This is a genomic window from Sphingobium sp. SA916 (assembly GCF_002894065.1).
Taxonomy (GTDB): domain Bacteria; phylum Pseudomonadota; class Alphaproteobacteria; order Sphingomonadales; family Sphingomonadaceae; genus Sphingobium; species Sphingobium fuliginis.
Window position 1 is genome coordinate 1 of sequence record NZ_LXYF01000089.1, and the last position, 13,023, is coordinate 13,023.

The window sequence follows — 13,023 nt, forward strand, 5'->3', positions numbered from 1 at the left end:
GACATGATCGTCACCGACCTCTGCGTGTTCCAGCGGCCCGACCATGACAGCCCGTTCCGCCTCATCGAATGCGCGCCGGGCGTGACGGCGGAGGAAGTCGCCGCCAAGACCAGTGCGCATTATCAGTCCTAGAGCTTCGATCCGATCGAATCGGATCGCCGCTCCGAAGTTTTTTGTTTACCGCGATTTCTTAACCGGCGATCCAGTCGGATCACCTGCAAATCGCTCTGAGGAAGCACGATGAGCCTCGACGGCACCTATGACGATGGCAATGTCTTTGCCCTGATCCTGGCTGGGAAGATTCCTTCGACCAGGCTTTATGAGGACGAGCATACATATGCCTTCCTCGACATCCAGCCGCAGTCCAAGGGGCACAGCCTGGTCATTTCCAAATGGTCGAAGGCGCGGAACATATTGGACGTCGAGGACGAGGCGCTGGCGCAGGTGATGGCGACGGTGAAGAAGGTCGCCAACGCCACCCGCAGGGCGCTGGACCCCGACGGCATCCATGTCGCGCAGTTCAACGGCGCGCCTGCCGGGCAGACCGTGTTCCACCTGCATTTCCACATCGTGCCGCGCTGGGAAGGCCAGCCGCGCGGCTTCGTCGCCCATGCGCAGGGCGACTTTGCCGATCCGGCGGAACTGCAGAAGCTGGCCGAAGAGATTCGCGCCCAGTTCTGATGCGCCAGACCTTCGTGAAAGCGCCCTGAGGTGGCGCTCAAGCCCTTCAAGGCCCCCGGCGCGCGGCTGGCGCTGCGCGCCAAGCGGGAAAGCCGGCGCTTCGCCGGCGGCAGCCGGCCGGCGGAGATCGTCCTGGACATTTCCCGGCTGCTGTCCCGCAGTTTCCATGCCGCGCCGACCGGGATCGACCGGGTCGAGTTCACCTATGCCCGCGAATTGCTGGAGCGGATGCCGGACCGGCTGGCCTTCGCCGCCGTTCATCCGGCGGGCGGCTATTATGGGCGGCTGAAGGATGCGGCGGTGCGCCAGTTCCTGGCCTTCACCGCGGCGCGCTGGCGCAACACGGAGCAGGTGGACGAGCGCGAGAGCAAGGCGGCGGTGATCCGCCACCTGATCGCGCTGCGCCCGCGCCCGGTGCCGGTGGCGCATGGGCCGCGCATCTATCTGCAGGTGTCGCCCCATCATCTGGACGACGCCGATCAGGTCGGCGCGATCCTGCGGGCGGAGGGCGCGCGCTTCGTGACGCTGGTGCATGACGTCATTCCGCTGACCCATCCCGAATTCGCCCGGCCGCAGGGCGCGGAGGAGCATCTGAATCGGGTGCGCACGATCGACCGCTATGCCGACGGGATCATCGGCAACAGCCAGGCGACGATCGATGCGCTGGCGCCGCGCCTGACGCGCGGCTTGGAGGGGCGGGTGATCCGCGTCGCCCATTTCGGCGCGGACGCGCCGGACATGGTGGTGGAGGGCAGCCATGAAGTGCCGGATCGGCCCTATTTCGTCTATATTTCGACCATCGAGCCGCGGAAGAACCATCTTCTGCTGCTCAACATCTGGCGGCGGCTGGTGGAGAGATGGGGCGACAAGGCGCCGGTGCTGGTGCTGATCGGGCGGCGCGGCTGGGAAAATGAAAATGTCGTCGACATGCTGGAGCGGGCGGAAATCCTGCGCGGCCATGTGATCGAGGCGGGCAGCGTGCCGGACAATGAGATGAACGCGCTGGTCGCCGGGGCGCGGGCGATGCTGATGCCCTCCTTCGAGGAAGGCTATGGCATGCCGGTGATCGAAACGCTGTCGGCGGGCGTGCCGGTGATCTGCAGCGACATCGTCGCGCATCGGGAGGTGGGCGGCGAAGCGCCGGATTATCTCGACCCGCTGGACGGCCTCGGCTGGCTGAGGGCCATAGAGGCGTACAGCAAGGCCGATGCGCCCGAACGGGCGGCGCAGATCGCGCGGATCGCGGCGTGGCGGGCGCCGACATGGGGGGATTATTTCGACATCGTCGCCGGCATGCTGGACGAAATGACGGTTCGCGCTTCCGCTTGACGTCCCTGTGCCGGGCGATCACAGAAGCTGTTGTATGGATTGCGTTTTCGAATGGCTGAAGCGTCGCTCCATTCGCGCTGATCTATCCGTGGCTGGGGGCGGCTTTTCAACGTGAACGCGACTCCGTTTCTGCGCTCGCCCCCCTTTCCGGGCGTTGACCCCGCGACGGCGGCGATCAGTCGCATGCGGCGCGATGGCGAAGCGGCTGCGCCTGTTTCCGACGCCTTGCTGGACGCCGTCGCCCAGGCGCGGGTCGGCGGCACATTCTGGGGCCATCGGCCCGTCGGCATCAGGCGGGTCGCGCGGGCCGGCGTGGCCGTCCCGCAGGCCATGATGGACGGCCTTGCGCGGCAGGAAATCGGCATTGTGGGGAAGGCGGGGCGGGGCGCGGACTCCGGCCCCGGTCATGTCCTGCCGGAACCGACCGACCTCTGGACGCTGATCGCGGGCGCGGCCTCCGTTCATGCCGGGGCGGACGACGAACTGGCGATCATCGCCGGGCTGCTGCATGTGCCGGTCTTCGGCGCGGACGGCGCGGCCATCGAGCCGGCGGTCCTGCGTGACAGCGCCTGTGCCGCGCTGACGGCGGCGACCTATCGCGACTGTTTCAGCGGCGAGGACGCCGATGCCGTGCAGGCCGTGGCGCAACTGGCCGACTGGCGGCGGCATCTGGACGGCAATCATGGCATCGCGGCGGCGAGCGGCATGGCCTTGTGGAAGCGGGAGGCGATCCGGCGGTTCCTGTGGGACGGCGTCGCGTCGCCGCCCTTCCTGCCGGAGCGCAGGGGCCTGCGGCGGGCCGCCCGGCGGGGAGGCGCGCTTGCGGTCTGGCCGTCGCGCGTGACGCCCGGCGCCATGGAGGATGCGCGCCGGCAGGGCGTGACCATCGCCCGGGTGGAGGACGGCTTCCTGCGGTCGAAGGGGCTGGGCGCGGCGCTGCATCCGCCCGGATCGGTGGTGATCGACCGGACGGGCATCTATTATGACGCGCGCTCCGCCAGCGACATGGAGCTGCTGCTGGCGACCTGCGTCTTCACGCCCGCGCTGGAACGGCGGGCGGCGCGGCTGCTGACGCAGATCCGGGCTTCCGGCGTCACCAAATATGGCAAGGGCGGGGGGCGGATGATCGGCCTGCCCCAGGGTCGCCGCACGGTGCTGGCGGTCGGGCAGGTCGAGGACGATCTGTCGGTCGAATATGGCGGCGCGGGGGTTGCGGGCAATCTCGACCTGCTGAAGCGGGTGCGCGCGGCCGAGCCCGACGCCCATATCGTCTATCGCCCGCATCCCGATGTGCAGGCGGGTCTGCGCAAGGGGAATCTGAGCGATGCGGCGGTGCTGGAGCAGGCCGACGCCATCGATACCGGGTCGCCGCTGATGGAGCTGGTGCAGGCGGTGGACGAGGTTCATGTCCTCTCCTCCCTCACCGGGTTCGAGGCGCTGATGCGCGGGCGGCCGGTGACGGTCCATGGCATGCCCTTCTATGCCGGCTGGGGGCTGACCCGCGATCTGGCGGCGCCCAACGGACGGCGCGGGCGTCAACTCACCCTGGACCAGCTTGTGGCCGGGGCCTTGATTCTCTATCCACGCTATCTGGACCCGGTGACGCGCTTGCCATGCGGACCTGAAATCATGGTCGAGCGTTTGGCAAGCGGGGCGCCGGCCCCGGTTTCATGGTTGATCCGGCTGCGGACTTTACAGGGGAAGTTGCAGAGATTTATGACTTTGTCCGCCGAGTATTTCCATGGTTGATGCCAAGGCCAGAACCTTCCTGTTCCTCCAGGGGCCGCATGGGCCCTTTTTCGCCATGCTGGCGGAGGCGCTGAGGGCGCGGGGGCACCGGGCGCTGCGCATCAACATCAATGGCGGCGACAAGGTCGACTGGCCGGGGGAGGGGGCGACCGATTATCGCGGGACGTTCCGCAACTGGCCGATCTTCTTCGACGACCATATCGTCCATCATGGCGTGACGGACCTGATCCTCTATGGCGATTGCCGCCCCTATCATGCCTCCGCCCACAAGATGGCGCGGCTGCGCAACCTGCGCGTCCATGTGGTGGAGGAGGGGTATATCCGCCCCGATTTCCTGACGCTTCAGGAAGATGGCGTGAACGGCAATTCGACCCTGCCGCTCGACCCCGAATGGTATCTGGAGCAGGCGAGGGCGCTGCCGCCCGAGGAGAATGGGCGGCAGCCGCAAATCCCCTCCACCTTCCGGCAGCGCGCCTTCAACACCGGGCGCAACGGCATGGCGTCGGCGCTGATGCGGCCCGCCTTTCCCTTCTATCGCACGCACCGGCCCAACAGCTTCCTGTGGGAGACGGCGGGCTGGTTCAAGAAGCTGAACCTGCGCAAGGCGGAGCGCCGCAGGTCGCGCGAGCAATGGGGGGCGGTGTGCGACCGGCCCTATTTCACTTTGCCGCTCCAGCTCGATTCCGACTATCAGATCCGCGTCCATTCGCCCTTCGGCACGATGCGCGCGGCCTTGCGCTTCGTCATCAAGAGCTTCGCCGCCCATGCGCCCGCCAACACCGCCCTGGTGGTGAAGCGCCATCCGCTCGATCCGGGACTGGTCGCCTGGGGACGGCTGACGCGGCGGCTGGCGGCGCAATATGGCGTCGGGGACAGGGTCTTCTACCTGGCGGACTGGGACATTGCCGAAGTGGTCGACAGGTCGCTGGGCGTGGTGACGGTCAACAGCACGGTGGGCACGCTGGCGCTTAACGCCGGCAAGCCGGTGGTCGTGCTGGGCCATGCGGTCTACAAGGTGCCGGGCGTGGTGCACAGGCGTTCGCTCGACGAATTCTGGTCCGCGCCGGGGGCGCCCGACATGGCGCTCTATTCGGCTTTCCGCCGGGTGCTGATCGACCGTTGCCTGATCAGGGGCGGCCTGCTGAGCGAGGAAGGGCTGCGGATGCTGGTGGACAATGCCGTGGAGCGGCTGACCCGTCCCGCCCCTTCGCGGGCCGAGCCGCGGCTGGTGCATGACCGCCAGCCTGCCCGGGCGGCCTTGCGATAGGGGCGCGTGCCGCAGCAGGACGATCCGCCCGGCCCGCTGGTGCCGTTGGCCGCTGGCGCGAGTTCGCGCGTCTGCCGCGTGGGCGAGGGGCGCGTGGCCAAGATATTCCACGCCGCCGTGTCGGAGGAGATGATCGCCCGCGAGGTTGATGCGGCGACGCTGGCGGCGGAGGCGGGCCTGCCGGTCGCCCGGCCCCTGCGACGGCTGGACATGGCGGAGGGGCGGGCGATCCTCTATCCCGAAGTGACCGGGCCGACGCTGATGCGGCGCATGCGGCTGCGGCCTTTGCAATCGGGGTCTTGCCTGCGCGACATGGCGGCGCTGCACCGGCGGATTCACGGGGAGGCGGCGCCGGGCCTGCGCTCCCTGCGGCAGGTGTTGCGCACGGACATCCTTTACGGCCCGGCGGATCGCGGCTTGCAGGAGGGGGCGGTGGCGCTGCTGGACGGACTGCCGGACGGCGACCGGCTGCTGCACGGCGATTTCCACATCGGCAATATCCTGCTGTCGCCTTCGGGCATGGTGGCGATCGACTGGTCGAAGGCGGCGCGTGGCGACTTCGTGCCCGACCTGTTGCGGACGGAGATGCTGCTGCGTTTCGGCGAGGGGCCGCAGGATCGGTTGACCAACATGGCGCGGGACTGGGCGGCGCGCCATTATGTCGCCAGCTACAGGCGGCTCGCCCCGGCGCTGGAGCATGGCGCGGAATGGCGGGCCGTCGTTGCGCTGGCCTGGTTGCGGGCGCGGGCGCCGGTCAGGCCGGCGGCTTTCCTGGCCTATTTGAACCGGGCCCTGGCTGGGGCGGGCCTGCCCCCCTACAGCGCGATGATCTGATCGGCCAGCCGTTCGACCTCCGCCCGGTCGTGGCTGACATAGAGCATCGGCATGGCGAGATCGCGCTTCATCCGTTCTATCACGGTCAGGATTTCCTCGCGCCGGGCGGGGTCGAGCGAGGACAGCGGCTCGTCCAGCAGCAGGAATCGGGGGCCGGACAGCAGCGCCCGTCCGATCGCGACGCGCTGCGCTTCGCCGCCGGACAGGGTGGCGGGCCAGCGGTCGAGCAGATGGCCGATACCCAGAAAGTCCATGACCGCGTCGAACGGCAGCGGCGCGTCGCCATGGCGGCCGTAGAGCAGATTGGCGCGCACGCGCATCTGCGGGAACAGCCGCCCGTCCTGGAAGACATAGCCGGCGCGCCGCCGGGCGGCGGGAATGTCGATGCCCGCGCCGCTGTCGAACAGCGTCTCGCCCGCCACGGCGATCCGGCCGCTGTCGGGCGTCAATATGCCGGCGACCATGTTGAGGATGCTGGTCTTGCCCGCGCCGGAGGGGCCGAAAAGGGCGACAAGGCCGGCGCCTGCCTGTGCCCGCAGGTGGATGAGGCGGTCGCCGATGCGATGGTCGACGGCGATGTCAAAGGACATGGTTGGTCCTTCCGCCGCTCGCCCGGCGGGCCAATGCCTCCGATGCGACCAGCGCGGCCAGCGACAGCAGGATCGAGATGATGGCGAGCCGGGTCACCGCCGATTCGGCGCCGGGCATCTGGAGCGCGGAATAGATGGCGATGGGCAGGGTGCGGGTTTCGCCCGGAACGTCGGAAACGAAGGTGATGGTCGCGCCGAACTCCCCGATGGAGCGGGCGAAGCCGAGCACCAGTCCCGCCACTATGCCCGGCAGCGACAGCGGCAGCGAAATGGTGAGGAAGACGCGCCACCGGCCCGCGCCCAGCGTCTGCGCGGCCTGTTCCAGCCGGTGGTCGATGCCCTCGATCGACAGCCGCATCGCGCGCACCATCAGGGGCATCGCCATGATCGCGGAGGCAAGCGCCGCGCCGGTCCAGCGGAACATGAAGCTGACGCCCAGCATCTGTTCGAACAGCCTGCCGAGCGGGCCGTTCGCGCCGAACAGGAGCAGAAGCAGCCATCCGGTGACGACCGGCGGCACCACCAGCGGCAGGTGGATGAGCGCGTCCACGAGCAGCTTGCCGGGGAAGCGCGAGCGGGCGAGCAGCCAGGCGAAGGTGAAGGCGACCGGCAGCATCAGCCCGACCGCCACCAGACTGACCCGGAGCGACAGCGCAACGATGCCCCATTCATCGGCAGAGAGGATCATGCCGCCCTCTTTCGGTCAGGATAGGGGAAAACACCAGCCCCCTGTCATGTCCCGCTCATCGGCATTGCATCGGTCGAGGCCAGAGGGCAAAGCCGGACAGCCCTTCAAACTGGAGCATGTGCATGAAAGACCTGATTGCCTTCGACCTCGACGGAACGCTGGCGGAGAGCAAGCAGCCGCTGCGCGAGGCGATGGGCGACGCCCTGGCCCGGCTGTTGCAGGTGGCGCATGTCGCGGTGATCTCCGGCGGGGACTGGCCGCAATTCGACAAGCAGGTGGCGAGCCGCCTGCCGGAACGGGCCGACCGCTCGCGCCTGTGGCTGATGCCGACGACGGGGACAAAGCTCTACACCCATCGCGACGGGCAGTGGACGCCGGTCTATGCCGAACTGTTCGAGGAGGCGCAGAAGCAGGCGATCCTGGCGGCGTTCGACGCTTCGCTGGAGGCGACGGGCTTCGTGCCGGAAGAGGTGTGGGGCGAGCGGATCGAGGATCGCGGCAGCCAGATCACCTTTTCCGCGCTGGGCCAGCAGGCGCCGATCCATGCCAAGGATGTGTGGGACCCCGACTTCGCCAAGCGCAAGGTGATCCAGGCGGACCTGCGCCAGCGCCTGCCGGGACTGTCGATCAACATGGGCGGGGCGACCTCCATCGACATCACGCGGGAGGGGGTGGACAAGGCCTATGGCCTGAAGAAGCTGCGCGACGCGAGCGGGATCGCGCTGGAGGCGATGATGTTCATCGGCGATGCGATCTTCCCCGGCGGCAACGACTATCCGGCCAAGCAACTGGGGCTGGACACGGTGCGGGTGCGCGATCCGCAGGAGACGCTGGCGGTGATCGACGCGATCGTGGCCTGTCAGAGGTGACTTTCCCCTTCCTGCGGGAGGGGAGGAACAGGGTCACGGGCGGCTGAAGCCGTAGCGGGCGAGGATGTTCTGGCCGGCCCGCGACAGCAGGAAACGACGAAAGCCTTCCGCGTCCGGATTCCGGCTCGCGCGCAGGCGGGCGAGGGGATAGCGGATCGGCGCATGGCTTCCCGCCGGGAAGGTGCCGACCACCAGGACAGCCTTCGATGCGCGGGCGTCGGTCGCATAGACGATGCCCAGCCGCGCCTCGCCCCGTTCCACCAGGGTCAGGGCGGATCGCACATTGTCGCCCAGCGCCAGCCGGTTGGCGACGCCGGGCCAGACGCCCAGCGCGCCCAGCGCCGCCTTGCCATATTTGCCCGCGGGCACGCTGTCCGGATTGGCCATGGCGAGCCGGGAGTCGCCCAGCGCCCGGGCGATCGGCATGCCGCGTGCGATGCGGAGCTTCAGCGGCGCGCGCGCCGGGGCGATCAGCACCAGCCGGTTGCCCGCCATGTTGGCCCTGCTGCCGCGCTGCACGAAGCCCGCCCTTTCGACATCGTCCATCCAGTCTTCGTCGGCCGACACGAACAGGTCGGCCGGGGCGCCGCCCCTGATCTGCCGGGCGAGCGCGGAGGAGGCGGCGAAGGACAGGACCGGCCGCGCATGGCGCTGCGCCGCCCAGGCATCGGCGGCGGCGCCCATCGCCTCCTGCATGCTGGCGGCGGCGAGCACCAGCGGGCCGCGCTGCTGCGCCATGGCCGGAACCGGCACCATATGGAGGAACAGGGCGATGGACGCGAGCGCGCGGAGAATCGGTTTCGGCATGACCCTTCTCCTGCCAGTTGCGCACCCTTTTGTCTTCGTCCTGCATCGGTTAAGCGGGAGGGTATGACCATGTTCCCGACCCCGCCGGTCCCGGCCTGATCGCACCGTGGCGGTCGTTCGTTCGCTTTGCGGTCAATGCGGCGTGGGATGCGGCATCCGCGCCGTCACCGGCAAGGGGCGCGAGGCGTCGATCGAGGGCGATCCCGTGCATCCTGCCAATGGCGGTCTGCTCTGCACCCGCAGCGAAGCGCTGAAGGACATGTTCGCGCTGGAGGGGCGGCTGTTGCGGCCGGTGGTGGATGGCCGCGCCGTCGGCTGGGACCGCGCCATCGACCAGGCTGCGCGCCGCCTGTCCGCCGTCATCGCACGCCACGGTCCGGGCAGCGTGGCGATGCATGTGCCGGGTGGCCTGCTGACCGAAGACTATTATGTCGCCAACAAGCTGATGAAGGGGTTCATCGGCTCCGCGCATGTCGAGGCGCCCTGCAGCGAGGCGGGCGGCATGGCGGCGGCGCAGCGCGCGGCCTTTGGCGAGGATGTGATGCCCGCCGCCTATGAGGATCTGGCGCAGGCGGACATGCTGCTGCTGGTGGGCATGCCGACGGCCCGCCGCCATCCGGTGCTGCACGAGAGGATGGCCGAGGCGCGGGCGGAGCAGGGCGCGCGCCTGATCCTGATCGCGCATGCGGGCGACGGGCCGGAGGTCGAGGCGGATGAGCGCCTGACCGTCGCGCCGGGCAGCGAGGCGGCGCTGTTGAGCGGGCTGCTGCTGCATTGCCATGACAATGGCTTGCTGGACCGGGAATTTCTGGAACGGAGGCTGTCGGTGCCGGCCGGTTTCTGGGCGGGATTGAGCCGGGGTCATGACCTTTGGTCGGTGGCGCGCGCCTGCGGCCTGGCGCCGGGCGAGGTGCGTGCCTTCTACGAGCAGGTCGCGGCGGCGCCCCGGCTGGTGACGCTGTTCAGCCCGCATGGGCAGGGCGAGGAAGCGCATCGCCTGTCGGCCGCCATCCTCAATTTCCATCTGGCGACCGGACGCATCGGCAAGGCGGGCGCCGCGCCCTTCGCCGTCACGGACGCCGCCAACGGCATGGGCGTGCGGGAAGTCGGCTGCCGGGCCGGGGAACTGGCCGCGCACCGGGATTTTTCGGAGGATGCCTTGGCGCAGGTCGGCCGTTTCTGGGGCGCGACGAGGCTGGCTGACAGGCCGGGGCTGGCCGGCGAGGCGCTGGCCCGGGCGATAGAGGCGGGGCGCATCAAGGCGCTGCTGATGCCCGGCGGCCTGCCTTCGGCGTCCCATCCGATCCGGGGCTTGCTGGAGCAGGTGCCGCTGGTCCTGTTGATGACGCCGTGGAGCGAGCCGGAAATGGACGCGCTGCGCATGGTCGCCTTGCCGTCCCCGCTATGGATCGAGAAGGATGGGACGCTGACCGGAGCCGACCGGCTGATCAGCCGCCAGCGCTGGTTGTTCCCGCTGCCCGGAGAGACCAAGCCCGACTGGTGGATACTCACCCGGATCGCGCAGGCCATGGGTTGGCGCGACGCCTTCCATTATGAGCGCCCCGCGGAAATCTATCGCGAGCATGTGCGGCTGACCGCCTATCGCAACGAGGGCAGGCGGTTGCTCAATCTCAAGCGGCATGCGCCGATTTCCAACCCGGCTTATGATGAGCTGACGCCGTGGCGCTGGGGGGAGGTGCCGTTCGACGAGGGGCTTTTCCCGACGGCGGATGGCAAGGCGCGGTTGATCGCCTTTTGGGATCAGGCCGCCTTTCGGGCCCGTTGACCGGCAAGGTGGCGAACTTCGGCTTCGGGGTGTGGGTGCGTCCGGAGCGGCAGGATTGGCCAGTTCGAGCCATCCGGATCAATCGGTCCGGCGATCCCGGAATCTGTCCCAGGCCTTTTGTTTACTGCGTTTTCGGGTCGGCGGATGATTCCATCTGCCTGGAAAACGCTTTAGGCCGGCTGAGCCGCGATGGCGCGGAGATGCTCCAGCAGCGCGTCGCCATTGGCGGCCCAGGTGAAGCGTAGCGCCGCTTCGCGGACGGCCTCCCGTTCGGGCGGGTTCACCAATATATCGCTGATGGCGGCGGCCAGCGCTTCGGGTTCGCGGGCGACGATCCGGCCCGCCTCCGGCCGGTCGAGCAGTTCGCGTGCTCCGCCGACATCGCTGATCACGACCGGCGTGCCGCAGGCCAGCGCCTCCACCCAGGCATTGGCCAGACCCTCGGACGAGGAGGGGAGCGCCATGACGTCGGCGGCGGCATAGATGCGCGGCAGGCGATCGTGCGGCACCGAGCCCAGGAAGCCGATGCGCCGGTCGACGCCCAGTTCCTCGGCCTGTTTTTCCAGGGCGCGGCGATATTGCCCCTGTCCGGCGAACAGCAGCGTGACGCCGGGCAGTTGCGGCAGCGCCTGGACCAGCAGTTCCTGCCCCTTGCGCGGGATGAGCGCGCCGACGCACAGCACCACCGGGCCTTCGAAACCCAGGCTTTCCTTCGCGGCGGCGCGGTCGCTTATTTCGAAACGGTCGAGGTCGACGCCGGTATAATGGACGCGGATCTTGTCCCCGTCGATGCCCATGCGCGCCATCGACCGGCGCATCGCGTCCGACACGGCGAGCAGGCCGGCGGCATCGTCGGCGGCGCGCTTCACCATCTTCCGCGTGCCCTTGCGCTTGCCCCAATAATGGATGTCGGCGCCGCGCGCCTTCACCGAATAGGGAATGCCGAGCGCGCGGGAAAGGCGCTGCGCCACCGGGCCGTCGGGGAAGAAGAAGCTGGCGTCGATGACGTCGAAAGGCTGCTGCGCATGGAGGCGCCTGACCAGCGGCAGGATGGCGCGGGTCATGCTGTGGACGTTGAAGCGGCCGCCGAATTTGGGAATGATGGGGAAGACCGGGCGGTGGACGGTCAGGTCCTTCCACCGTTCCTTGGCGGGCAGGGCGCGCAGGGCGGCGTAGCGCCCGGCGCTGGACAGCGGCCAGGGCGGAATGCCGAGCGGCGCGACCACCGTGACCCTGACGCCATCCCGGCTGGCCAGCTCGCGCGCCTGCCGTTCCACGAAGACGCCGAAATTGGGGCGGCTCATGTCCGGGAACAGGGTCGAGAGCATCAGGACGTTCAGCGTCATCGCATCCAACTATCTCTTGTTCCCGCATTGCCCCGGGCGTCCGGCGATGCCGTCCGACGGGACAATGCTGGGGCGGGTCTCTTTCCGGCAGACATGGTCAGGACAGGGTTAAGGATGAAAGCGCCTTTGTCTACAGCCGTCTGACCAGTTGGACCGCCACGGCGCCCCAGGGTGGGTCACTTATCACCTGCTGGCGCGTGCCGCTGCCCAGGGGGAGGATGTGCAGCCGGTCGTCCTCGCGCCCGATCAGCCGCCCGAACAGGAAGCGCCCGGCGTGGCGCGGCAAGAGCAGGTCGCGGTTGAGCACGCTGGAAAACTCCTCCGGCATGATGCGGCGGCACCATATCTCGTCACCGCTGCGGTAATCGCCGATGCTGCCCGATACCTGCACCCCCACCATCGCGTCCGCGGGAGCCGGCGGGGCGAGCGAGAGCGGGCGGGTGGGGGCGCGGGCGCCCTCCGGCCCCAGCAGGGCGGCCACGGGGACGACATTCTGGCCCGGCAGCGCGACCAGTTCGGAAGAGGCGACGCCCAATGCCTTTGCGATGCGGTTCAGCCAGTTGACCGATACGGTTCGGGTGCCGGTTTCAAGGCGACCGATGGTCTGGGCCGTGGTGGGCGGGACGCATAAGGCGCCGACCTGTTCCAATGTGAGCCCCTTGGCCTTGCGTACCTCCCGGATGCGGGTGATCATATCTTGTCCTGTTTCACCTATTTGGTTTTAACGCTTTCCTACAAACAGGCCGGCATGGCAAGTCCCCCTGCATCGGATTGCTGCAAGGAGAAGCGCCATGGCCACGCAATATGTCGAACAGATCATAGAGGACCCCTTCGGCCGGGCGCAGAAGGTCGCGGTCAACCTGCACGAATCGCCTCTCGCCTGGCTGCATGCGCGGGGGCATTTGAGCGAGCGGCATTATCTTGCCGGCGACAGGCTGCGCGCCGATTGGGAGAAGGCGGGTCTGGGCCCGCGGATCACGATGCGCTGGGATGCGGCGCCGGGGCGGCAGCGGGCTGGCGGCGCGGCGGGAGCGGAGCCGGGCCTGGCGCAACTGTCCGCGCGGGAGCGGTTCGACG

At 68.8% G+C, this 13,023-nt stretch carries 13 protein-coding genes and 1 pseudogene; 9 read left to right on the forward strand and 5 right to left on the reverse strand.

The window, feature by feature from the left end; all coding sequences use genetic code 11:
- The 6 genes and pseudogenes from A8G00_RS25720 to A8G00_RS22795 all read left to right on the forward strand — a co-directional run.
- Window positions 1–132, forward strand: a pseudogene (locus tag A8G00_RS25720) (succinyl-CoA--3-ketoacid-CoA transferase); the annotation flags it as partial.
- Between the two features lie 108 nt (window positions 133–240).
- Window positions 241–681: an HIT family protein gene (locus tag A8G00_RS22775; protein ID WP_044661388.1), complete on the forward strand. Its 441-nt coding sequence runs from the start codon at window positions 241–243 to the stop codon at window positions 679–681.
- 30 nt (window positions 682–711) lie between these two features.
- Window positions 712–2,010 (forward strand): glycosyltransferase family 1 protein, encoded by a 1,299-nt coding sequence (locus tag A8G00_RS22780; protein WP_103001767.1) that lies wholly within the window; start codon window positions 712–714, stop codon window positions 2,008–2,010.
- A gap of 111 nt (window positions 2,011–2,121) precedes the next feature.
- Window positions 2,122–3,759 (forward strand): beta-3-deoxy-D-manno-oct-2-ulosonic acid transferase, encoded by a 1,638-nt coding sequence (locus A8G00_RS22785; RefSeq protein ID WP_103001768.1) that lies wholly within the window; start codon window positions 2,122–2,124, stop codon window positions 3,757–3,759.
- Window positions 3,752–5,026, forward strand: a complete 1,275-nt coding sequence (locus A8G00_RS22790) for a capsule biosynthesis protein (RefSeq protein ID WP_025549852.1) — start codon at window positions 3,752–3,754, stop codon at window positions 5,024–5,026. The genes A8G00_RS22785 and A8G00_RS22790 overlap by 8 nt, the downstream gene beginning before the upstream one ends.
- Before the next feature lie 6 nt (window positions 5,027–5,032).
- On the forward strand, window positions 5,033–5,860 hold the full coding sequence (locus A8G00_RS22795; RefSeq protein ID WP_103001769.1) for an aminoglycoside phosphotransferase family protein: 828 nt from the start codon (window positions 5,033–5,035) through the stop codon (window positions 5,858–5,860).
- Here the strand turns inward: A8G00_RS22795 and A8G00_RS22800 are convergent.
- Window positions 5,842–6,450, reverse strand: coding sequence for an ATP-binding cassette domain-containing protein (locus tag A8G00_RS22800; RefSeq protein WP_103001770.1), 609 nt, complete (start codon window positions 6,448–6,450; stop codon window positions 5,842–5,844). The genes A8G00_RS22795 and A8G00_RS22800 overlap by 19 nt on opposite strands.
- Window positions 6,440–7,138 carry a molybdate ABC transporter permease subunit gene (gene modB, locus A8G00_RS22805; RefSeq protein WP_044661392.1) on the reverse strand — a complete coding sequence of 233 codons (699 nt, stop codon included), beginning with the start codon at window positions 7,136–7,138 and terminating at the stop codon, window positions 6,440–6,442. The genes A8G00_RS22800 and modB overlap by 11 nt, the downstream gene beginning before the upstream one ends.
- Before the next feature lie 122 nt (window positions 7,139–7,260).
- Here modB and A8G00_RS22810 point away from each other — a divergent pair, with 122 nt between their 5' ends.
- Window positions 7,261–8,007, forward strand: coding sequence for an HAD-IIB family hydrolase (locus A8G00_RS22810; RefSeq protein WP_103001773.1), 747 nt, complete (start codon window positions 7,261–7,263; stop codon window positions 8,005–8,007).
- Window positions 8,008–8,040: 33 nt separating this feature from the next.
- Here A8G00_RS22810 and modA read toward each other — a convergent pair whose 3' ends face one another.
- Complete coding sequence (modA, locus tag A8G00_RS22815) at window positions 8,041–8,814, reverse strand: molybdate ABC transporter substrate-binding protein (protein WP_103001771.1); 774 nt, start codon at window positions 8,812–8,814, stop codon at window positions 8,041–8,043.
- A gap of 106 nt (window positions 8,815–8,920) precedes the next feature.
- Between modA and A8G00_RS22820 the strand changes: the two genes are divergently transcribed.
- Complete coding sequence (locus A8G00_RS22820) at window positions 8,921–10,600, forward strand: molybdopterin oxidoreductase family protein (RefSeq protein ID WP_103001772.1); 1,680 nt, start codon at window positions 8,921–8,923, stop codon at window positions 10,598–10,600.
- 170 nt (window positions 10,601–10,770) lie between these two features.
- Here the strand turns inward: A8G00_RS22820 and A8G00_RS22825 are convergent, their stop codons facing one another.
- Together A8G00_RS22825 and A8G00_RS22830 are read right to left on the reverse strand one after the other, a co-directional pair.
- Window positions 10,771–11,946: a glycosyltransferase gene (locus A8G00_RS22825; RefSeq protein WP_103001774.1), complete on the reverse strand. Its 1,176-nt coding sequence runs from the start codon at window positions 11,944–11,946 to the stop codon at window positions 10,771–10,773.
- Between the two features lie 130 nt (window positions 11,947–12,076).
- Window positions 12,077–12,640, reverse strand: coding sequence for a helix-turn-helix domain-containing protein (locus A8G00_RS22830; RefSeq protein ID WP_044661396.1), 564 nt, complete (start codon window positions 12,638–12,640; stop codon window positions 12,077–12,079).
- A gap of 97 nt (window positions 12,641–12,737) precedes the next feature.
- Between A8G00_RS22830 and A8G00_RS22835 the strand changes: the two genes are divergently transcribed.
- Window positions 12,738–13,023, forward strand: a 286-nt coding sequence (locus tag A8G00_RS22835; RefSeq protein WP_253258062.1) for a DUF6456 domain-containing protein, incomplete at its 3' end; no start/stop codon positions are given.

Excerpts from the sequence above, each read along its gene's own strand:
- A8G00_RS22775 (WP_044661388.1), top strand. The coding sequence starts at position 241 with ATGAGCCTCGACGGCACCTATGACGATGGCAATGTCTTTGCCCTGATC.
- A8G00_RS22790 (WP_025549852.1), top strand. The coding sequence starts at position 3,752 with ATGGTTGATGCCAAGGCCAGAACCTTCCTGTTCCTCCAGGGGCCGCAT.
- A8G00_RS22800 (WP_103001770.1), bottom strand. The coding sequence starts at position 6,450 with ATGTCCTTTGACATCGCCGTCGACCATCGCATCGGCGACCGCCTCATC.
- modB (WP_044661392.1), bottom strand. The coding sequence starts at position 7,138 with ATGATCCTCTCTGCCGATGAATGGGGCATCGTTGCGCTGTCGCTCCGG.
- A8G00_RS22810 (WP_103001773.1), top strand. The coding sequence starts at position 7,261 with ATGAAAGACCTGATTGCCTTCGACCTCGACGGAACGCTGGCGGAGAGC.
- modA (WP_103001771.1), bottom strand. The coding sequence starts at position 8,814 with ATGCCGAAACCGATTCTCCGCGCGCTCGCGTCCATCGCCCTGTTCCTC.
- A8G00_RS22825 (WP_103001774.1), bottom strand. The coding sequence starts at position 11,946 with ATGACGCTGAACGTCCTGATGCTCTCGACCCTGTTCCCGGACATGAGC.
- A8G00_RS22830 (WP_044661396.1), bottom strand. The coding sequence starts at position 12,640 with ATGATCACCCGCATCCGGGAGGTACGCAAGGCCAAGGGGCTCACATTG.